17 protein-coding genes are annotated in these 19,878 nt (G+C 71.5%); 14 read left to right on the top strand and 3 right to left on the bottom strand.

Annotated features, from left to right (window positions below; genetic code table 11):
• Positions 1-104 precede the first annotated feature (104 nt).
• A complete protein-coding gene (locus tag ACH4XV_RS28165) occupies positions 105-668 on the top strand; it encodes a helix-turn-helix domain-containing protein (protein ID WP_395794494.1) in 564 nt (187 codons plus the stop codon).
• 43 nt (positions 669-711) lie between these two features.
• Here the strand turns inward: ACH4XV_RS28165 and ACH4XV_RS28170 are convergent, their stop codons facing one another.
• The gene (locus ACH4XV_RS28170) at positions 712-1,803 is read right to left on the bottom strand and encodes an AraC family transcriptional regulator (RefSeq protein ID WP_380008017.1); all 1,092 of its coding nucleotides are present in this window, start codon (positions 1,801-1,803) and stop codon (positions 712-714) included.
• A 386-nt stretch (positions 1,804-2,189) separates the two neighbouring features.
• Between ACH4XV_RS28170 and ACH4XV_RS28175 the strand changes: the two genes are divergently transcribed.
• Both ACH4XV_RS28175 and ACH4XV_RS28180 read left to right on the top strand, forming a co-directional pair.
• A complete protein-coding gene (locus ACH4XV_RS28175; RefSeq protein WP_395794496.1) occupies positions 2,190-3,206 on the top strand; it encodes a helix-turn-helix domain-containing protein in 1,017 nt (338 codons plus the stop codon).
• The gene (locus tag ACH4XV_RS28180) at positions 3,193-4,407 is read left to right on the top strand and encodes a hypothetical protein (protein ID WP_395794497.1); all 1,215 of its coding nucleotides are present in this window, start codon (positions 3,193-3,195) and stop codon (positions 4,405-4,407) included. The genes ACH4XV_RS28175 and ACH4XV_RS28180 overlap by 14 nt, the downstream gene beginning before the upstream one ends.
• 18 nt (positions 4,408-4,425) lie before the next feature.
• Here the strand turns inward: ACH4XV_RS28180 and ACH4XV_RS28185 are convergent, their stop codons facing one another.
• Complete coding sequence (locus ACH4XV_RS28185) at positions 4,426-5,328, bottom strand: hypothetical protein (protein WP_395794499.1); 903 nt, start codon at positions 5,326-5,328, stop codon at positions 4,426-4,428.
• Positions 5,329-5,817: 489 nt separating this feature from the next.
• On the opposite strand from ACH4XV_RS28185, the gene ACH4XV_RS28190 reads away from it, so the two are divergent.
• Entirely contained in the window at positions 5,818-6,813 is a 996-nt protein-coding gene (locus ACH4XV_RS28190) for a hypothetical protein (protein ID WP_395794501.1), read from the top strand.
• A gap of 101 nt (positions 6,814-6,914) precedes the next feature.
• Here the strand turns inward: ACH4XV_RS28190 and ACH4XV_RS28195 are convergent, their stop codons facing one another.
• Positions 6,915-8,060: a Glu/Leu/Phe/Val dehydrogenase gene (locus ACH4XV_RS28195; protein ID WP_395794503.1), complete on the bottom strand. Its 1,146-nt coding sequence runs from the start codon at positions 8,058-8,060 to the stop codon at positions 6,915-6,917.
• A 164-nt stretch (positions 8,061-8,224) separates the two neighbouring features.
• Here ACH4XV_RS28195 and ACH4XV_RS28200 point away from each other — a divergent pair, with 164 nt between their 5' ends.
• The 10 genes from ACH4XV_RS28200 to ACH4XV_RS28245 all read left to right on the top strand — a co-directional run bounded on the left by ACH4XV_RS28200 (position 8,225) and on the right by ACH4XV_RS28245 (position 19,857).
• Entirely contained in the window at positions 8,225-9,211 is a 987-nt protein-coding gene (locus ACH4XV_RS28200) for a LysR family transcriptional regulator (RefSeq protein WP_395794505.1), read from the top strand.
• Between the two features lie 623 nt (positions 9,212-9,834).
• The gene (locus ACH4XV_RS28205) at positions 9,835-10,713 is read left to right on the top strand and encodes a tetratricopeptide repeat protein (RefSeq protein ID WP_395794507.1); all 879 of its coding nucleotides are present in this window, start codon (positions 9,835-9,837) and stop codon (positions 10,711-10,713) included.
• Positions 10,714-11,062: 349 nt separating this feature from the next.
• On the top strand, positions 11,063-12,499 hold the full coding sequence (locus tag ACH4XV_RS28210) for a hypothetical protein (protein ID WP_395794509.1): 1,437 nt from the start codon (positions 11,063-11,065) through the stop codon (positions 12,497-12,499).
• Positions 12,500-12,766: 267 nt separating this feature from the next.
• Positions 12,767-13,111, top strand: coding sequence for a hypothetical protein (locus tag ACH4XV_RS28215; protein ID WP_395794511.1), 345 nt, complete (start codon positions 12,767-12,769; stop codon positions 13,109-13,111).
• Between the two features lie 111 nt (positions 13,112-13,222).
• Positions 13,223-13,813 (top strand): DUF6668 family protein, encoded by a 591-nt coding sequence (locus ACH4XV_RS28220; protein WP_395794513.1) that lies wholly within the window; start codon positions 13,223-13,225, stop codon positions 13,811-13,813.
• Positions 13,814-13,815: 2 nt separating this feature from the next.
• Positions 13,816-14,118, top strand: a complete 303-nt coding sequence (locus tag ACH4XV_RS28225) for a hypothetical protein (RefSeq protein ID WP_395794515.1) — start codon at positions 13,816-13,818, stop codon at positions 14,116-14,118.
• 25 nt (positions 14,119-14,143) lie between these two features.
• Positions 14,144-14,962 carry a hypothetical protein gene (locus tag ACH4XV_RS28230; protein WP_395794517.1) on the top strand — a complete coding sequence of 273 codons (819 nt, stop codon included), beginning with the start codon at positions 14,144-14,146 and terminating at the stop codon, positions 14,960-14,962.
• Between the two features lie 78 nt (positions 14,963-15,040).
• The gene (locus ACH4XV_RS28235; protein ID WP_395794519.1) at positions 15,041-16,531 is read left to right on the top strand and encodes an SCO6880 family protein; all 1,491 of its coding nucleotides are present in this window, start codon (positions 15,041-15,043) and stop codon (positions 16,529-16,531) included.
• A 67-nt stretch (positions 16,532-16,598) separates the two neighbouring features.
• Positions 16,599-18,179, top strand: a complete 1,581-nt coding sequence (locus ACH4XV_RS28240) for an ATP/GTP-binding protein (RefSeq protein ID WP_395794521.1) — start codon at positions 16,599-16,601, stop codon at positions 18,177-18,179.
• Positions 18,172-19,857: a hypothetical protein gene (locus ACH4XV_RS28245; protein ID WP_395794523.1), complete on the top strand. Its 1,686-nt coding sequence runs from the start codon at positions 18,172-18,174 to the stop codon at positions 19,855-19,857. The genes ACH4XV_RS28240 and ACH4XV_RS28245 overlap by 8 nt, the downstream gene beginning before the upstream one ends.
• Positions 19,858-19,878 lie beyond the last annotated feature (21 nt).

Here is a 19,878-nt window from a genome sequence, read left to right on the forward strand (position 1 = left end):
GAGCCGGCCCCGATCCCTACCCTGTGCCGAAGGCCACGTGAGGGCCCGTCACCGACCCCGAAATTGCAATTGCAAACGGGTCGTTCGAGGGGCATCATGCGACGATGACGAAGGCACCGGGGGACGAGGAAGCCATCGCGCGCAACCGCGCGCGGCAAACCCAGTGGTACGGCGAGCCGTTGCAGAATCGCTTCCGCCGGCTCCTGGGACGCCTGGGCGCGTCGCAGTTGGAACTCGCCGCCGTGCTGGGCCTGTCCGCGCCGATGCTCTCCCAACTGATGTCCGGGCAGCGGGCCAAGATCGGCAATCCGGCCGTGTTGTCGCGGCTCCAGGAGATCGAGGCGCTGGTCGCCTCCACCGACTTCGAGCGCCTGCCGGACGCCGAGCGGGCCGGTGCGCTGGAGCGGATCAGGTCGCATCAGCCCAGTACTCGTACGGCGTTGCGCCTGAACGGGCCGGAGGTGCTGACCGGGCCGGCCGCCGATCCGGTCGTCTCGGTGCAGGCCGTGTTGCGGGCGGCGGCCTCGGCCGCCGAGATCGAGGCCGCGGCCGAACTGCTCGCGGCGGAGCATCCGGGCCTGGCCGAGGTGTTGCGCGTATACGGCAACGGGCGCACCGCCGATGCCCGCGAGCACTTCCGGGCCACGGTGCCGCTGCCGTCGTGGTGATCCGGCGGCCGGCGACGCCGCCGACCGCCGGATCGTGCCCGCCTCATCCCGCGGCGCGCGACACCTTGTCCTCGGCGGCCCCGTGCCGCAGGGTGTACGACGGCAACTGCCCATAGGTTTCGCGGTACATCGACCCGAAGCGCCCGAGGTGGCCGAAGCCCCAGCGCAGGGCGATGTCGGTCACGGTGTCCCGGGACCTGCCCTCGGCCACGTTGATCAGGTCGGCGTGCGCGCCCGCCAGGCGCACCCGGCGCAGGTGGCCGACGGGGGTCACGCCCAGGTGCACGCGGAACTTCTCCTGGAGGGTGCGCACGCTCATCCCGGCCGCCGCGGCCACGGCGCCGACCGAGATCGGCTCCCCGGCGTGTTCGGCGCAGTACGCCAACGCCCGGCGCAGCCCGTTCGGCTCGTCCGCCCCCGAGCCGGTCCGCAGCGGACCGGCGCCGTGGGCGGGCGCGCAGGAGAGCAGGCCGTGTACGAGGACCTGCTCGAAGTGCCGGGTCGCCGTGCGCGAACCGACCAGGTGGCCGCCGCCGGAGTCGACCATCGTGGCGAAGTCTCGGGCCAGGGAGAGCCACTGCCGCACGCCGAGGTCGCCGGCGTCCAGGTAGGGCCCCAACTCGCGGGAACCCCAGGGCGAGCGGACCACGCCGTTGCCCATCGCGCGCTGCATCACCTCGCCGGGGATGCGCAGGAGCACCACGGACGTGTCGGGCTCCCAGGACAGGCGCGACGGGCGGTCGGGGCCCAGGACACAGGGGGAGAGCGTGTTCTCCGTGCCGTCGATCAGCACCCGGCCCCAACCGCGGTGGCGGATGGGAATCAGGTAGTCCGGCGAGCTGCCGTCGAGGTACACGTCGGCCCGAGCGCCGTAGGCGAGTTCGTGGATCGTGACGATGCCCTCGTGCAGGGCCCGGAAGGTGGCGTTGATCCGACCGCCGGGCACGCGCAGGCGGTGCGGGCCCAGGCGGGACGCGACCGCCGCATGCACCGCGGCCGGGTCGGTACCGCGGTAGAGCACACGTCGGTGGGGGCCGGCATCGGTCGGCCGGGGGCGCGGTATCGCGGGCGCGGACCCGGGGCCGCCCTGCTTCCGCTCGACCAGGACGGGTCGAAAGTCTGTCGATGCGGACATGATCTCCTGGCTTTTCACGTCGCGGGTACGGTTCACGGGGGATACGGTGCGCCCGTCGTCGCGGCGCGGCGGGCGCACCGACGCGACGGACGGGTCCCGGATCGGCGACCCGGCGACCGGGCCGTGGGCAGCGGCGCGGCTGCCCGTGGGCGGGAGAATCGGGCGCCGGTGATACGTACCCGTCGGCCCCATTTGCCCGTCCCGCATTGCGTCCGCCGATCGTTTGGGACATTCGAATGTCACGGACCGCGTTCGATTGAACGCCGGTTTGTAGATTGTGTATCGGAGCGGGAATCGACATAAGGTCGAGGACGTTACCTAGGACTGGTAAATTCACCGGTAACTACGTGGGCCGCGTAGGGTCGGCTCAGTCACGGGGGCTCAGAATGTCGAAAATTGAAGACCGAAACCCGCTGCCTACCGCGTTGTTGGCCACCCCGGCCATGATCAGGGCCTGCGCCGACCGCGATCTGGGGGCCATATTCCGGCTCGCCCAGGAAGACCTCGGATTTACTCTGAGCAAATTGGCGCGGCTGTGCGAGATGACGCCGAGCCGCGTCGCCGATTACGTCAAGGGAAGGGCCCAGGTCCGCCAACAGCACGTGGTCGAGCGTGTTTCCCAGGGCCTGCGCATTCCCGGGGAGATGCTGGGTCTGGCCCCGCAGCCGTGGGAGGAGGACGTGCCCGCGCAGGCGCCCGACCCGGTCGCGCCCGGGACCCGGCCCCCCGCACCGCGCAGCGCCGACACCGACCGCCGCGAGCCCGGGCAGCGCGGCGTGGCCGACTACTGGGAGCCGACCTCCCGGGACACGTCCCCGCACGCGCCGCACCCGTTCGGCGACGCGGTCGAACTCTCGCTCGACGTGGACATCGTGGTGGACCGGGACGGGCACGTGCGGCTGACCTACCGCCAGGTGGTGCTCAACCTGACCGGCCGCCCGCTCACCCGGATGGTCCGCGAGTTGTGGTTCGAGCGCACCCGCGGCCGACTCACCATCACCCCCACCGACGCCTGCGACCGACAGATCGCGATCCAGCGGCTGTACGACACCACCGGGCTGACCAAGTTCGCCTGCCAGATCTCACCCCCGGTGCCGCCCGGGGAGACTACCGTCATCGAATACGTGTGCGAGGGAGGGTTGTTCGTGGATGCGACGTACTGGCACCAGGCCATCGCGCGGCCCACGCGGCAGTTCTCCCTGAGCGTGACCCACCACGGCGTCGCCGAGTTCCGCGGGTGCGGCGCGGTCGAGGAACATCCGGACGGCTCGGAGAACTCGATCACCCAGCACACCCGCTGGAGCCTCGACGAGGACCGACTGCACGTGACGCTCTCCAGGCAGGACCTGGTGGCCAACGAATACGTGACGCTGCGTTGGGATGTGGTTCATGACAGTGCGTGACGAGGTCGAGGCGGCGATCCGCGCCTGGCACCGCTTCGAGATCGAGCGGGGCGGTGCCGCGATCATCGAATTCGACTTCCTTCCGCCGGCCGATCCGGTGCCGGCCGCGGGCAGCCGGCTGGAGGTGTACGCGCGGCTGAGCGCGCTCGCGGCGGCGCCGGAGGTGGCCGAGGTGCCCGGCCTGGCCGGCCGGCTGGCCGCCGATCTCGCGTATCTGGGAACGCAGTTGGGCGAACGGCCCGCGCTCGGTCCGTATGTGCGGGCCACCCAGGGATGCGCGGTCGCGGGCTGGTCGGCCGACTACGTCGGCGAACGCGGCCTGCTGGCCCAGCGGCTCCTGGACAAGCTGGGCATCGGCTGGCACGGGGCCACTGATCGGGATCTGTGCGTCCTGGAGGAGCCGGTGGCCCCCGAGGAGGTGTCCGCCGGGATCCGGGCGGCCGCCGCCGCGTACGAGCCGGCCGTCCGTGCGCTCACCGGCGCGCACGCGGCGTACGAGCTGAGCATCGAATGTGTCGACGTCGACGCCTACTGGGCCTACTGGCTCGACGGCGCCGGGCTGAACGTGCGGCTGCGGCTCAATCCGCGCAACGCCCGCTTCACCCGGGCCGGCACCCGGCAGTTCGCCCTGCACGAGGTGCTCGGCCACGGCCTCCAGGCGGCGAGCTTCGCGGACCGCTGCGGCGGCGAGGACGTGCCGTGGGTGCGGGTGTTGTCCGTACACGGGCCCACCCAGGTGGTCCTGGAGGGCCTGGCCCAGGCGATGCCGCTGCTCGTGGCACCCGACGACGACGTGCTGATCGCCCGTGTACGGCTGGACCACTATCTGCAACTGGTGCGCAGCGAACTGCACTTGGCGATCAATCGGGGCGTCGGCGTCGGCGCGTGTGCGGCGCACGCCCGCGCGCGGGTGCCGTTCTGGGACGACCAGCAGATCGCGGACCTGATCGGCGACCGGGGGGCCAACCCGCTCCTGCGTTCCTACCTGTGGGCGTATCCCGCCGGATTCGACTGGTTCGTCCGACTGATCGAGGAGGGCGGCCCGGTGGCCCACGAGGTGGTGCGCGCGGCCTACCGCAGCCCGCTGATCCCCGACGACCTGCACCGCCTCTGGGCCGAGGGGCCGCGCGTCGGCGGCAGTGGAAACCCGCCGCCGCCGCGCCCGCTTGCCCACCTCCGACCCCGCCCACCGGGCCCATGATCGGGCCCGGTCGGCCGCTCAGGAGCCGGCCCGCGCCGCCGTCAGTCGCCGCCGTGCCGCGCGCGCCCCCGGAGAGTCCGTGACCCCGCCGACGGCGTACGCGTGCAGCACCAACGCGCCCGCCGCGTCCGCCGCGACCGGGTCGGTCACGCGCAGCCAGCAAAAGTGCGCGTTGGCGGCCATCCGGGCCGGCGCATCCCCGGCCCCGCCGTCACCGAGTGTGGCCGCCTCGGCGTACAACCGCACCGCCACCTCGGGGTGCCCGGTGGCCAGCGCCACGTATCCGTAGACCTCGCGCGCGGCCAAGCGCTCCGCCGGCCCGGCCGCCGTCGTGCCCGTGCGGGAGTCCAACTCGGCGGCCAGCGTCAACGCGCCGGCGTGGTCCCCGGTGCCCATCGCCGACCGGATCAGGTCGAGCAGTCGGCGCTGTTCGGCGCCGGGTGTCGGTACGCCGGCGCCGAAGGGGTGCGGCGCGGGGGCCGGCGGATGTGCGTTCGCGGCCGACCGCGGCGGGGTCCACGAGGGGGGCGCCACGTCGGTCCCGGCCCCGGTCGGCGCCGACGGCGCCACCGTCGGCGGCGGCGCGACCTCGGTTTCGGTCGGCTCGGCCGCCGAGGAGGATCCGGGTCGACGCAGGCCGAACATGCCGCGACGACGCATGGGCGGGATCGGTGCTCCCGCCTCGGCGATCGAGCGATCCGCGTAGACGTCCAACGGGAAGATCGTGCCGTCCGGCTCCCGGGCGTGTACTCGCACCGGCTGCCCGAGCAGTCGCGCCCGCTCGGCGACCACCGCGAGCGCGGCCCCTCGCGGATCGCCGCCCGGGGCCACGGCGACCACCTCGCCGGCCACGCGCACGGAGTGATCGGCCGAGATCTCGACGAGGACGACGGGTTGATCGGCTGCGACGTCAATTGCCACGAAAGGCTCCTCGATATCAGAATCGGCTCTTACGCGACACGACGGTGACGCGCAGTGGAAATCCGGTTACGGCGCCGATCCACGGGGGCGCGATCGAATGCCTTCGGCGCCGTCGACGGCGACCTCGGCCGGAATGAAACGGGGCGGAACCGAGCGGAACAGAATCGGAGCATACATAGGACAGCGTTCGACGAACAGCGACAGGACCTCGAACGGCGCAACAGTTCGACGTCGAACTCTTGGGTTCCGATATTTCCCGGCGGCCGATTCACGGCATCGATGTTTCCGGCGTATTACCATCCGTCGGCACCCCCGGGGCGGCGCCCGCCGGGGGCGACCCGGCGGCCCGGGTCCGCAATGTCCCGCATTCCATGCGGTTACCTTTCGGTTTACCGAGAACGGGTAACCGTGGCGACCTTTGCGCGTCCCCCGCGCGCCGGGATCCTGGCAACCGCCAGGCACGATCTCGCATCGGCGGAGAGACGACGCATGAAACTCACGAACAAGGTCGACGTTCTCGGCGGGCCCAGGGACACGATCGAGTTCCCGTCCCCGGCCCGGACGGCCGCGGCGATCCGGCGGCTCGCGGCGGTGTACCCGCACACCGCCCTGCCGAGCATCCACGAGGAACTGGTCGCCGTCCGGCGACACGCCACCACCCTGCGGGCACCGGGCGACCCCGACGACTCGCGCGTGGACCCGCTGACCAAGGCGCTGGCGCGCGGTGTGTCCGCATGGGCCCTGCACGACCTCGGCGACACGCGCGAGGCACTGGCGATGGCCCAGGCCGGACTGCTCGACGCGGTCGTGGAGGCGCGCGACCCCAGCGCCGAGGTCTGGCTGCGCGGCGTACAGTCGCTGATCGCCTACCGCGCCGGCTGGGTCCACGAGGCACTGCGCTACGCCCGACTGGGCGCCTCCGTACGGGACATGGGGGTGGGTACCGCATCGGTCTGGCTGCACTCCCTGGTCGCCCTCACCCAGGCCACCCTCGGCGACGCCCTCGCCGCCTCGGCGGCACTGCGCGAGGCGGCCGACGCGCGCAAGTTGGGCCGCCGCGACGAACTGGACGAGATCGGCGGCCTGCTCGCCTTCGACCCGGCCGAACAAAGCGCCTACGAGGCACTGACCCGGGTCTTCATCCCCGGCGCCGAACGCCGCGCGATCGAATGCGGCGAGACCGCGCTCGGCATGTACGCCGCGATCACACCCGAACGTTATTCGAGCACCGACGAGATGATCGCCCGGGTGTCCATCGCGCTCGCCTACGCGAACCTGGACGAGATCGACGCGACCACCGAGGCACTGCGCCCCGTGCTGCGCATCGAACCGTCCTGGCGCGTCGACGGACTGCGCTCCCTCGTCATGCTGGTGCACGGGCGTCTTCGCCGGCCCATGCGCGTGCGCGAGACGCGGGTGCGCGAACTCCAGGAGGAAATCGAGACTTTCTGCCAGACGCCGCCGTCCGTGGACACCAACACCTGAGCCGGATGAATTCCCGGGAACCTCGCCGGCGCCACCGCGCGAGCACGTCGCGCACGCCGACGGGCGGACCCGAAGCCGGAGTTCGCGCCGCGACGCCACGGTCAGGAGGCCACCCGCCCCTTCAGCCGCATCGCCGCCAGGACCCGCTCCTGCGCCAACGCGCGGGCGGCCTCGTGCGACGTGACCCCACGACGCGCGCTCTCCTCGTACACCCGCACCGCGTTCTCCCGCAACTTCGTGGACACGCTCGCCCGGATCACCTCCGCGTCGGGCCGGAACGCGGAATACCGCGCGTCCATCGCGAACCCGGCGGCCACCACGCCACCCGCGTTCGCGATGAAGTCGGGTACCACCACGACCCCGCGCTCCGCGAGGACGCGCTGCGCGGCCGGCGAGGTGGGCAGATTGGCACCCTCCACCACCAAGCGGGCGGTGATGCGATCGGCCACCTTCTCGTCGATCACGTCCTGCAGCGCCGCCGGGACCAACACCTCCGCCGGCACCACCAGTTCGGACCCCAACGCCTGCACCACCCCGCCGGCGTACTCCTTGACCGCGAGATCGCCGAACTCCGCGTGCAGACGCGACAGGCGCTCGACGTCCAGACCGGCCGGGTCGTACAAGGCCCCGTGCACGGAGGAGACCGCGACCACCGTCGCGCCCAGCTCGGCGAACCGGCGCACCGCCGCCGAACCGACCGCGCCCAGCCCCTGGATCGCCACCCGCGCCCCGGCCAGGGGCAGGCCGATGCGCGCGGCCAGCGCGTCGGCCACCTCCGCGACCCCGTACCCGGTCACCCCGAGTCGGTCGTACGGCACCCCGCCCAGCACGGAATCGGTGCCCACCGCGGCCCCGCGGTCGCCCAGTTCGTCCTGGATGATCGCGGCGTCGTCCTCGGTCAACCCCATGTCCAGGCCGAACACGTACTCGGCGGGCACCTCGTTCGACAACGCCCGAGCGAACGCCCGCAGGACGGCCTCCTTGTCCCGACCGGTGGGATCGCCGACGATCCCGGCCTTGGCGCCCCCGTAGAAGAGGTCGACCGCGGCCCACTTCCACGTCATCACCCGAGCCAACCGGGCCACTTCGCCGGTGGTCACCGTCGGGGACATCCGGGTACCGCCCTTGCCCATCCCACGGGCGGTGTTGTCGATGACCAACACGCCCTTCATACCGGTTCGGGTGTGCGACACGGAGACGACCTTCTCCGGCCCCCACTGATCCATCAGCGACAGGACATCCGACATGGCGAAGCACTCCTCGAGGCCCAACGATCGATTCGGTCGACGTGCTCCAACAGCGTCGTGGCCGACACCACGGGTGCCAAGATCCGCCAGACCGCGACCTCTTTCGAGCCAGGGCAAGGAACTCTGATGCTCAACCCCCGTTCGAGCCAGGCCAAGGACATGTGATGCTCAACCCCCTGCATCTGCGCACGCTCGTCGAGGTGGTGGTCACCGGATCGTTCGCCCGTGCCGCACGCCGCACCGGATACACGGCCTCCGCCGTGTCCCAACAGATCGCCGCACTGGAACGGGCGGTGGGCACGCCGCTGTTCGAGCGCGAGGCGCACGGGATCCGACCGACCGGGATGGCCTTCACGATCGCCGAACGGGCCCGCGAGTCGATCGCCGTGCTGGACAGCCTGGAGCGCGATATCCGCGACGTGGTCCAGGGCCGCAGCGGGCGCCTGCGCCTGGGCACCTTCCCGACCGCCGGGGAACGCCTGGTCCCGTCGGCGGTGGCGGAGTTGACCCGTTCGCATCCCGGCGCGGAGATCCTGCTCGACGAGGCCGAGCCCGACGACCTGCTGCCGCAGGTGCAAAAGGGCGACCTGGACCTGACCCTGGTCTTCGCCTACGACCTGGTGCCGCGGGTGTGGCCCGTCGAACTCACGGTGTTCCCGCTGATCGAGGAGACGCTGGTCGTACTGGTACCGACCGGGCATCACGCGCTGCGGCGCGCCGACGGGATCGACCTCGCGGACCTGGCCGAAGAGCGCTGGGTGGCCAGCAGGCCGGGAACCGCGGGTGCCACCAGCCTGTTCCGGATCTGCGCGGCGCACACGTTCGCCCCCAGGGTGGCCTTCCGGAGCAATGACTACGACGTGGTCCAGGGTCTGGTCGCGGCCGGCGCGGGGGTGGCCATCGTGCCCGGTCTGGCCTACCAGCCCCGGGAGGGCATGGTCGCCATACCGCTGGCGCAGACCCCGTCGCACCGCCGGGTGTTCGCGCTGTATCGCACCGCCAACCACAATCCGCTCCTGAAGGCCGCCCTGGACGCGTTCGTGCTCGCCGGGCGATGCCTGCAGGGCCGTTTCGTGCGCGCCGACGAGTCGATCCGGTCGATGCCCGAAGAGGAAGCGGCCCCGGTAGCCGACCTCGAGGAGGCGGTTTGATCGGTTCGATCGACGTCTGACGCGTGACCGGGACCGGTTTCTTTTCCGATGCAGGGTCGGGTTTCCGATATTCGAGACGGCGGTCCGGCGGTGGCCGAGATCGCCGATTCGAAATGCCGCGGGAAATTGGGAAGGGCGCGACACTCGGGGAGCGGACGTGCGGTGGGAGCGGAACTCCGGCACGTGCTTCAAGGGGACTACGGGAGGAGTACCGCCTCCAAATCGGGAGAAAATCGGACCGATCGGTCCGGCGGCGCCACCCCGACGCGATCACGCGTGAGCGTCGCTCCACCGTGGGCGCCGACTGCCGCGAGCCGGACGGCCTGCGACCGGCCCGCCAAAAGAGAGGGGCGGTGCCGTATTACCGATCCATTCGCCCGCCACAGTGAAGCAAAGCGCGGATCCCGACGTCAAGGACGGATGGCGAATATCCATTCTGCGCGACCGGGGTATACCGGCGGCATTCCGATTTCGGCGTGGAAATACGCGCCCTTGGACGCGGATGGCCCTATGGTGTCCCCGATGCGCGCGCCGACTCGCACTGTCGGGCGCGCAGGGAGGTCTCGCTCGAGACCGGACGGCGTGTGCTCGGCGCGCGTCGAGGATCCAGGGGGGAGCCGCACATGATCGACCCGGCTTCGGTGCCGGCCATACCGGTGACCGTGATCGAGATGACCGACCGGGGCGAGACGGCGGTGGACGGCGTTCTCGTGCCCGCGCCACCGGACTTCGCCCGCGCGGAGGCGATCCGCTGGGTCTCGGTCAAGGCGTTGAGCCTGGGTCGGCCGGTCCGGGCCGTGGCCGTGGAGGCGGACGGCACCCGATGGCCGCTGATCGTCGACGTGGACGGCGAGGTGACGGCCGTGGACGCGCACCCGACCCCGGACGCCCGGCCCGGTCCGCCGGGGGGCCCCGTCGAGGAAGCTCCCGCTCGGCCGGCCGGCCGGCAACCCGTCGCGGCGCCGGTGCGGTTCGAGACGGTCGAGGTCCCGCGTGCGAGAGCCCTCGAGCCCGTCCAGGCGCCCGTGCCCGCACCCCCGGCGGTGTCCGCGGCAGCGCCGCCCGTGGCCGAATCCGCTCCCGAACCCGCCGTCGCCGAGCACCGACACGACCTGCTCGTGCGGATCCGCGCCGCGGTGGAGGCCGGGGACTGGACCGAGGCGCGCGCCCGCGCCGAGCAGCTCATCGCGGACGACCCCCACCCTCCGCGCGGCGCCCGGGAAGTGCGCGCATATGTCGCGGCCCTGAGCGGCGAGCCCGAACTGGCCGCTCGGATCTACGCGGAGCTGGTGCTGGAGCCGGAGGCGGACACCGAATCGGAAGCGGTGCTCCGGCGGCTCGCGGGCAACGCGTACACCAGCTGGCGGCGCGTGGCACGGCTGCGGGCCGGCCTCGACGTCGGCCCCTCGGTGCTGCGGGCCCAGGTAAGAGTTCACGGAGCCGACGACCCGGCGACGGAGGTCGCTCGGCGTTGGTTGGAAGAGCTGCGCCTGTTGGACTGACGGCCCCTGTCACCCGGATTCGATACCCGGGGCCCGGCCGGTGTCGTGCCGGGCGGACGGTCCGTGGGGCATACTCCCGCTGGGGCGGTGTCCGACGGCATCGACCGGGGGCGAGCGCGGGCACGTTCGACCCCGCATCGGCGAACACCGCCGCCGGACCGGTCACATGGGCGCGCGTCGCCTCGTCGGCACGAGCCCGGAAGGCCCGCATCCGGTCCGGGCAGGCCCGGGCGATCCCGCCCGGGCATCGGTCGCGACGGCGCGAGGCGGGGACGACCCGTCGCCCGGCGGCGCAGTCCCTGTCAGCAGCGGTCCTCGGGCCGACGACTCATCGAGGTGGGACGATCTGATGGTCCAGCGTCCGGACGGTGCCGGGAACGGCGTCACGAGCACATACGACCGCGGCGACCTCGATGCGCGTGAGCCGGAACCGGCGGGTCGCACGCCGAGCGCGCTGATCCCTCCGGACGACCTGTGGTGGCCCGCTCCCGCCCCTGCCCCGCACCACCCCGAGCCGGCGACCGGCGACGGGTTGCTGCCGCCGGACGAGGACTGGTGGCCCGTGGCGGACGCGGCGGACCACGAGGCTGCTGCGGCGACGCCGGCCGGCGCGCGGTCCGCCGGAGGGTGGACACCCCCGCACCGGGCGTCGGTTCCCCTGTGGTGGCCCAAGAGCGCGCTTTTGCGTGAAGCACCACCGAGCGCGCCGCCGCCCCTGGAGGCAGCCCCGGTCGGGACTGGACTCGCCGCCTCATCCCCGACCGCCCCACCGGCCGAGCCCGAACCCGGGGCCACCGAAGTGCGGTTCGCCAAGCCTTCGGTCGGCGAGTCCCCGGCCGCCGAGGTCGCGACCCCCGAACCGCCCGCCGGCACCATCCCCACCACGTCGACCGCCGGCACCCCCACGACCTCCCCCGCGTCGTCCGCTGCCGGGAGCGACCCGGACGATCCGCCGCCCTACGTCTCGCCGTACGCCGGTTACGAGGACCTGGACGAGGACCCGCCGCCGCGACAGGCCGCCTTCCCCCCGGCGCCGGCGGACCCGGACGACCCGCCGCCCCCCTACGTCTCGCCCTACGCCGGCCTCGACGACGACGAACCGACCTACGACATCCCGTCGCCCACCGGCGCGAACCCGGTCGCCGACCCGGAGCCGACGACCGGCTCGGACGGTGCGGCGACCGCCGGCTACTTCCCGCGCGCGCACGACTGGGAATGGGCCGAGGAGAAGTCGGACCGCCGGAAGTTCAAGCCGATGTTCCTGGTGGCGGCGGGAGCGGCCGGGTTGTTGGTGGTGGGGGTGGGCGTGGTGTTGCTGGCGGGCGGCGAGGACAAGAAGCCGAGCGCCGGCCCCGCCCTGCCCAGCACCGTGAAGCCGGCCCCTTCCGCGGCCAAGGGGCCCGCAGGGCCGGCGAATCCGTCCGCCTCGGCGAGCGGATGGGTCACCCAGACCGCGCGTCCGGTCGACCAGGCCCAACTCGCGGCCCGCCAGGCCCGTTCCGTAGCGGTGAGCGGCTTCGACAAGACGTTCAAGCTGTCCTGGGAGGCACCGGTCGACGCGCGGAACGTGAGCGGCTATGTGGCCGTGGCGCAGACTCCGGCGGGCAGTCTCATCGAGCGTGTCCTGGTCGGCGCCGACGAGCACGTCGCGGTGTTCGCGCAGGCCCCGAGCACGTCGTGCTTCGTGGTGACCACCTTGATCGGGGAGGCCGACGGGGTGCGCGTGGCCCGAGGCGAACCGGTGTGCCCCGCGGGCAACAAACCCACGACTCAACCCAGGAGTTGATCGATCCGGACGGTCGTGGCCGAGGACGCGCGGCGCGGCGCGCAGGCCATCCCATTGGCGCGTAGAGCCTCACGCGATCTGGATAGTGGGTGGTGAGGGGGCCGGCTACTGTCGGCGTGCGCCTTGCATCACTCGGCCCCGACAGTCCTACGGAGCACCATCTCGTGACAGACCCCACTCTCGGCCGGTTGCCACCGACGACACCGATGCGTGGAGGTCGGTCCGTCGCGCGAGGGCACGCGCGCGAGGGCTCGCCGGTGGGCCGCGATGCCGAACGCCGAACGTTTGGAGACATGCATCGTGCCGTGGGACCTGCTGCCGATGGACGATCCGCCGCCACCGACCTACATCGTGCCGTCGGACGTCAAGAAGCCGTTGCCTCCGGATCCCGGCACGGGCGTGCCCTTCGCGGGACCGTTGCAGACGATCGTCGACTACGGCTTCTACATGGTCCTCGTCGTCTGCGTGGTGGGATTCCTGCTGTCCGCGGCCAAGTTGGCGATGACGTATCGCGACGGCGACGCGGAGGGGACCCTGTTCGGCGCGGGTTGGGTCATGGTTGCCTGTGCCCTGGCCGGGAGTTCGGCATCGATCGCGAAGGCGATCGTGTGACCGGGCGTCCTCGGGACCGGTGCTTGGCCGTCCTCGTCACGCCTCGCCGACCGTTGTAACGCCGGGGGACCCGTGTCACGTCGGACGGAAGAGCCGAAGGAAAACCCATGGTTGCCCCGCGCCGCGGTCGTGGTCGAGGCGGCACCCGCGGTGGAGGCGCCCACCTATGTCAGCCTCGGACCGCAGACTCCTCAAGGCGGCATCGCGCCGCCCGGAGCGGGCGGACTGCCCACCTGGTCGCCACCGGAGTCGGCCCGACCCCCCTGGTGGTGGGTGGGCTGCCATGGCGGAGCGGGGGAGAGCACGCTCGCGCTGGCAGCCTCGCAGGGCGCCGCGGCGGAGGGCAGGGGGTGGCCGATTCCCCCGCCGGGGGGACATGCCGGGGTGGTCCTGGTGGCCAGGACCCATGCGGGTGGCCTGCACGCCGCGCAGACCGCGGGGAGGCAGTGGGCGTCCGGTGCGTTGCAAGGGATAGACCTGCTCGGACTGGTCGCCGTGGCGGACGCACCCGGTCCACTGCCCAAGAGCCTCCAGCAGTGGCTGAAGTTGATCGCCGGAGGGGTGCCGCGCCTGTGGCGCGTCTCATGGAACGAGGCGTGGCGGCTCGGTGAGTGGCCCGATGCGCGCAACTCGGGCAAGGACGTACGGAAGTTGGCATCCGAACTGGCCGACCTCACCAACTACCGAAACAGCGGGGAGTAACAATGGCTCTGATCGCAGCGACCCTCACGGGGTTCAAGGACGGGAAATCGGACACCATCGAGGACCCGAAGCCGACCGCGCCCGCCGGACTGGGCGAGGGCATCAACACCCTGCTCAGCTACGGCGCGTGGATCGTCACCGTGGTGTGTGTGATCGCGGTCCTCGCCTGCGCGGCGCGGATGGCCATGTCGCACAAGAGCGGCGGCAGTGGCGAGCACATCATGAGCCTCGGCTGGATCATGGTCGCCGCCATCCTGGTCGGCAGCTCCGCGACGCTCGCCCAGTTGTTGCTGGTGAAGAAGTAGGCCGACGGGTCCCCGGGGAACGACAGTGGCCTTTCTACGGCGGGACAAGTCCGGCGACCGGATGGGGGACGACGGAAACCCGTTCACGCAACGGGGATTCATCGCCGCCGCGGCGGGATTCGGCTTCCTGTGCGTCGTCGCGCTCGGAGTGATCGTCTTCGAACCCGACGGGGCGCCCTCGTCGGGGCGCGCCGCCGAAGGAGCCACGACATCGGGGCCGAGCGTTTCGTCGACCACGAGTGCCGGCGGACCGGCGGCACCGGGTGGAGCGGGTCCGGCCGACACGGTGGGTCGGTGTCCCGCCCTGTCCGACCAGGACCAGAGCATTCCCACCACGCGGCAACCCGACGGCGTGGTGTGGGAGCCCTACCACGGCGTCGGACTACCGGTGTCGCGGGCGGCCGGCCCGGCCCTCGCCGACTCCGGCACGGTCCGCTGCTACGCGCACACCCCCGTCGGCGCGCTGATCGCCGCGGCCCAGGCGAGCGAACGGTACGAGACGACGGAATCCCCGACGCTGGCCGCGGGCACGATGTTGGCCGCGGGCCCCGGGCGGGAGAGTTTCCTGGCCCGAGCCCGGTCCGCGGCGACCTCGCGCGCCGTGGCGGAGAGTCCGGCGAACGAGGACAAGCCGCAGTTCGTCGGCTTCCGAGTGGAGGGCTACTCCGCCCAGGCGGCCACGGTCACCCTGGTCCGCATGCGTGAGCGCGCGGCCACGTTCGACGCCACCACCTGGACGGTGGTGTGGGACGACGGCTGGCGTCTGCAACTGCCCCCGGACGGCAGCCGCCCGTCGGCTCGATCCGTGCCGTCACGCGCCGGCTATGTCGCGTGGACGCCCTGACGATCCCCGGATCGGCATCGGGCACCTTCCGACCGCGCTCGTACGAGCGGCACCGGTCGAGGCATCGAGGAGACGAACGTGAGCGCACCCGAGATCCGCACCTACGGCAACTGGCGCAAGCCGACCTCGCCGGGCGTCATGGGCCTGGGACTGGCCGGGACGCTGATCCTGCTCGGCGGCATGATCATGATCATCATCGGCATGATGATCTCGCTGGTCGTCGCGATGTTCCTGGCGGTGCTGCTCGTGGTCGTGCTCGCCCCCCTGCTGTATCGAGACCGACAAGGACGTACGGGTTTGCAGTGGCTGGTGGCCCGAGGAGCATGGTCTCGGGGAAAGATGAAGGGGCAACACCTCTACCGATCCGGCCCGCTCGGCCGGGTCCCGTTGGGCACCTGCACGCTGCCGGGGCTCGCCGCCGCGTCACGCCTGTACGAGGCCCGCGACGCCTACCAGCGCCCGTTCGCACTGTTGACCGTGCCCTCGACCAACGACCACACCGTGGTGATCGAATGCGACGCCGACGGCGGCTCGTTGGTCGACACCGAACAGGTGGACACCTGGGTCGCCTACTGGGGCCAGTGGCTGGCCGCGCTGGGCAACGAACCCGGGATCGTGGCCGCCTCGGTCACCGTGGAGACCGCCCTCGACACCGGAGAACGCCTGCGTCGCGAGGTCTTCGACCACCTGCGCCCCGACTCGCCCGAACTCTCCCGCCACGTGCTCAACGAGGTGGTGGAGTTGTACCCGGTGGGTTCGGCCCGGGTCTCCTCCCGCGTCGCGCTGACCTTCTCCGGAGCTCCCCGGCCCGGGGTACCCAAGCGCACCCCGGAGGAGATGGCCACCGAACTGGGCACCCGCCTGCCCGGGTTGTGCGCCACCTTGCAGATGACCGGGGCCGGACAGGCGCACCCGATGAGCGGCGGCGACCTCGCCGAGGCCGTCCGGGTCGCGTACGACCCCAGCGTCGCGGGCCTGATCGACCAGGCTCGTTCCGAAGGCGGCGCCGGCATCACCTGGAGCGATGCCGGGCCCAGCGCCACCCAGGAGGCGTGGGACCACTACCGCCACGACGGCGCGCTGTCGGTGACCTGGGCGATGTCCGACGCTCCGCGCGGCGAGGTGTTCTCCAACGTGCTGGCCCGACTGCTCGGCCCGCACCCCGACATCGACCGCAAGCGGGTCACCCTTTTGTACCGTCCGCACGACTCCTCCACCGCCGCCGGCATCGTCGAGCGCGACGTCAAGGACGCGATGTTCAAGGCCAAGCAGGCCAAGGTCGGCAACGCCCGCGACTCGATCGCGGTGCGCGCCGCCCAGCAGAGCGCCCAGGAGGAGGCCACCGGCGCCGGACTGGTGAAGTTCGGCATGCTCGTCACCGCGACGGTGAACGATGCCGACGGTCTGGAACTGGCCGCGTCGGCGATGGACAACCTGTCCGCGTCCGCGCGAATCGCCATCCGCCGGGTCTACGGTTCGCAGGCCTCGGCGTTCGCCGCGGCGTTGCCGCTGGGCCTGGTGTTGCCGAAGCACCTCAAGGTGCCGCAGACCATCCGGGACGCGATGTGAGTGCCGACCCGGCACCGACCGCGAATGCGCCGGGCGCTCGCGCACGCGCCAGGGAGAACGGGGCGAGATGACCACGTACCACCCCACGGGGGTCGTCCCCGAGGACGACGAGACGACCAAGGCCGGTCGCCGGCGCGGCAAGCGGCAGAAGTCGCTGCCGCACGGGCAGGCGCAGCCGACCGCGCCGAAGAAGGAGAAGAAGCCCCGCGTAGTGCGTCCGCGCACCGCGGGCTGGCGCGGTTGGACCGGTTACGGCGCGGGCTCGGTCGGATATGTGGAGGCGGCGCCCGAGTGGCGCGGCACCACCGTCCAGGTCTGCGGCCTGTGGCCGTTCGCGGCCGGATCCGGGACACCGGCGGTCGGTGTCCCGCTGGGTCGTTCGCTCACCGGCGGCGGCACCCTGTGCTGCGACCCGATCAGCTGGTTCCAACGCGCCAAACTCATCCTCAACCCCAGCGAGTTCGTGCTCGGCAAGCCCGGCCTGGGCAAGTCGACCATCGTGCGCCGCCAGGCCCTGGGACTGGCCGGATATGGCGTCAACCCGGTGGTGTTCGGCGACCTCAAGCCCGACTACGCCGACCTGATCCGGGCCCTGGGCGGCCAGGTGATCACGCTCGGCCGAGGTCGCGGCTTTCTCAACGTGCTCGACCCGGGCGAGTCCAGGGCCGCCGCGGCGCGTCTGCCCGAGGCCGCGCGGCGTTCGCTGCTCGCCGACGCACACGGCCGGCGGCTGAACGCGGTCGCGTCGCTGATCACCGTGCTGCGCGGGAATCCGCCCGCCGACCGCGAGGAGACCATCCTCAACACGGCGCTGAAACTGCTCGACGAGCGCTTCGACGGTGTACCGGTGCTCGGCGACCTGCTCGCGGTCATCCAGGAGGCGCCCGAGGCCCTGCGCTCGGTCGCCCTCGACCGCGGTGACCTGTCCCGCTATCGCGAGATCACCGAAAACCTCGAATCCTCGCTGATCGGCCTGCTCGGCGACGGCCGGCTCGGGGAGATGTTCTCCCAGCCGACCTCCGAACCGATGCGCCGGGACAGCCCCGTCTGCTTCGACGTCAGCGCCATCGACGACGGCGAGAGCTCCCTCCAGGCCGCGGCGCTGCTGGCCTGCTGGAGCTACGGCTTCGGCGCGATCTCCGTCGCCCAGGCCCTGGCCGACGCGGGATTGGAACCGCGACGCAACTACTTCGTCATTCTCGACGAACTCTGGCGTGTGCTGCGCGCCGGTCGCGGTCTGGTCGACCGGGTGGACGCGCTGACCCGACTCAACCGTCAACGCGGCGTGGGCATGGCGATGATCACCCACACCATGTCCGACCTCCTCGCATTGCCGACGGAGGAGGACCGGATGAAGGCCAAGGGCTTCGTCGAGCGAGCGGGCATGGTGATCACCGGCGGTCTGCCCGCGGCGGAGATGCCGCAACTCAACTCGGTCGTACCGATGACCAGCGCCGAGCAACGCATGATCGAGGACTGGTCCACACCGCCGTCCTGGGACTCCACGCGCGGCGAGGAGGCACCGCCGCCCGGGCTCGGGAACTTCATGGTCAAGGTCGGCGGCCGGCCCGGAATTCCGGTCCACGTCGATCTCACCCCGGCCGAACTCGACGTGAACAACACGAACAGGCGGTGGGGCAATGTGTGATTTCGCGCCGGTCAACCCGTACGGCCCCAACATCGCCGACAAACTCAAGGACAACCAATACGACTCCGGGGAACTGGTCCGGGGTGACTTCGCCTGGACCGACACGTACGCGATCGGCAAGATCGGTTGCCACGAGTTCCATCCCGACGAAAGCTTCAACTGGCACAGCGCCTGCACCCTCAAGGACAGCGAGTGGGAGTGGGCGGTCAGGAAGTGGGCCAGCGACAAGACCAACAACCCCTACAGTTTCCTCGGTCAGCCGATCGAGTGGGCCCGTTTCGAGCTGAGCCAACTCGCCACGGAGGTCTTGAGTTGGTGGCTCAAGGTCGACGCCCCCTTCACCGGCGGTAAGGACCGCAACGCCTCCGGCATCACGGATATGCTGCGCAGTCACACGATCTTCATCACGACGATCGTCGCGGTGCTGTCGTTGTTGTGGGTGGCCGGGAAGATGGCGTTGTCGCGCAACCCGATGGCCGTGGGAGCGATGGCCAAGGCGATGTTCACGCTGGTCGTGGTCACCACGTCGAGCATCGCGTTCTTCGGTCTACTGCTCAAGGCGGGGCATACCTTTACGCAATGGTTCATGATCAGAGGCTTGTCCGGTAAGGGCGACACCGCGATCAATCAGGCCGAAGTCTGCAACGCCGTACAGAAGTACCTCGAAGTGGCGCCGATGGGCAGCACGGAACACCCGATCAACTTCGTGCTGTTCCTGATATCGGCGGTCCTGCTCATCGTCACCGGCGTCATGCTCTATCTGTACATGCTGGCGAGACTCATCGGCATGACCCTACTCCTGGGAGTCATGCCGATATTCGCGGCCGGGTCGGGAACGCAAACCGGCAAGGCGGCGCTGCTGAAGTGCTTCAGCTTCGCGGTCGGCTTCGCGCTGCTCGAACCCACGGCCGCGTTCGTGATCGTCCCGGTGTTTCGCATGTGGGCGGATCCCGCCGACGGAAGTACGGCCGAGGGCCTGGCCAGCGTGATCCTCCTGGGCGCGGGCACCCTTTCGTTGCCGGCGACGATGCGCATGGTCAATCCTTTGGTCGGACTCGTGGCCGAGGACGGCAAGGGAGCCCACGGCGCGGTGATGGGAACCCTGGCGGCGGGCGCCAAGGGTGTGGCCGCACTCGGCGCGGTCGCCGCCACGGGCGGCACGGGCGCGGCCGCCGCGATGGCCAAGGGAGCCCGCAACCGGCGCGGGAATCGGCCGCCGCCGCCCAACCGCCGGCCCGGACCGTCCAATACCGGCCCGTCGAACAACGGCCCGTCGAGTCCGTCGCGAGACCGCTCGACGCCGAACCCGCCGAGCCCGGCACCGGTTTCCCTGGTCAAGCAGCCTCCGGTGCCCGCACCGCCGATGCCGCCCTCTGTCCCGACGCCGCCCCCGGTGCCGAAATCCGCGGCGATCAACACGGCCGCGAAGTTCGTGGCGCAGGCCGCGCTCCCCAGCTTCACCGGGCTGCCTCCCGGCACCGGCAAGCTCGCTTTCGCCGCCTCCAACACCGGCCTGGGTATGGCCGCCCAACACCAGTTGAACAAGAGCGGTGGAGGTGACGAGAACCCGTTCCGGATCGAACCCAAGTACCGCGAGCCGCGACTCCCGCAGCAGCAGATTCGAGTCCTCACCCCCGGCGGTCCCGCCGGCGGCGCCCCGGCACCGCAACGCTGGTGAACGCCGCGCGCACCCGGGTTC

Source organism: Embleya sp. NPDC020630, assembly GCF_044334985.1.
Lineage (GTDB): Bacteria > Actinomycetota > Actinomycetes > Streptomycetales > Streptomycetaceae > Embleya.

Coding starts and splice junctions, on each gene's coding strand:
- ACH4XV_RS28190 (WP_395794501.1), top strand. CDS start 5,818: ATGAAACTCACGAACAAGGTCGACGTTCTCGGCGGGCCCAGGGACACG.
- ACH4XV_RS28200 (WP_395794505.1), top strand. CDS start 8,225: ATGCTCAACCCCCTGCATCTGCGCACGCTCGTCGAGGTGGTGGTCACC.
- ACH4XV_RS28175 (WP_395794496.1), top strand. CDS start 2,190: ATGTCGAAAATTGAAGACCGAAACCCGCTGCCTACCGCGTTGTTGGCC.
- ACH4XV_RS28205 (WP_395794507.1), top strand. CDS start 9,835: ATGATCGACCCGGCTTCGGTGCCGGCCATACCGGTGACCGTGATCGAG.
- ACH4XV_RS28225 (WP_395794515.1), top strand. CDS start 13,816: ATGGCTCTGATCGCAGCGACCCTCACGGGGTTCAAGGACGGGAAATCG.
- ACH4XV_RS28210 (WP_395794509.1), top strand. CDS start 11,063: ATGGTCCAGCGTCCGGACGGTGCCGGGAACGGCGTCACGAGCACATAC.
- ACH4XV_RS28170 (WP_380008017.1), bottom strand. CDS start 1,803: ATGTCCGCATCGACAGACTTTCGACCCGTCCTGGTCGAGCGGAAGCAG.
- ACH4XV_RS28165 (WP_395794494.1), top strand. CDS start 105: ATGACGAAGGCACCGGGGGACGAGGAAGCCATCGCGCGCAACCGCGCG.
- ACH4XV_RS28240 (WP_395794521.1), top strand. CDS start 16,599: ATGACCACGTACCACCCCACGGGGGTCGTCCCCGAGGACGACGAGACG.
- ACH4XV_RS28195 (WP_395794503.1), bottom strand. CDS start 8,060: ATGTCGGATGTCCTGTCGCTGATGGATCAGTGGGGGCCGGAGAAGGTC.
- ACH4XV_RS28245 (WP_395794523.1), top strand. CDS start 18,172: ATGTGTGATTTCGCGCCGGTCAACCCGTACGGCCCCAACATCGCCGAC.
- ACH4XV_RS28180 (WP_395794497.1), top strand. CDS start 3,193: ATGACAGTGCGTGACGAGGTCGAGGCGGCGATCCGCGCCTGGCACCGC.
- ACH4XV_RS28215 (WP_395794511.1), top strand. CDS start 12,767: ATGCCGAACGCCGAACGTTTGGAGACATGCATCGTGCCGTGGGACCTG.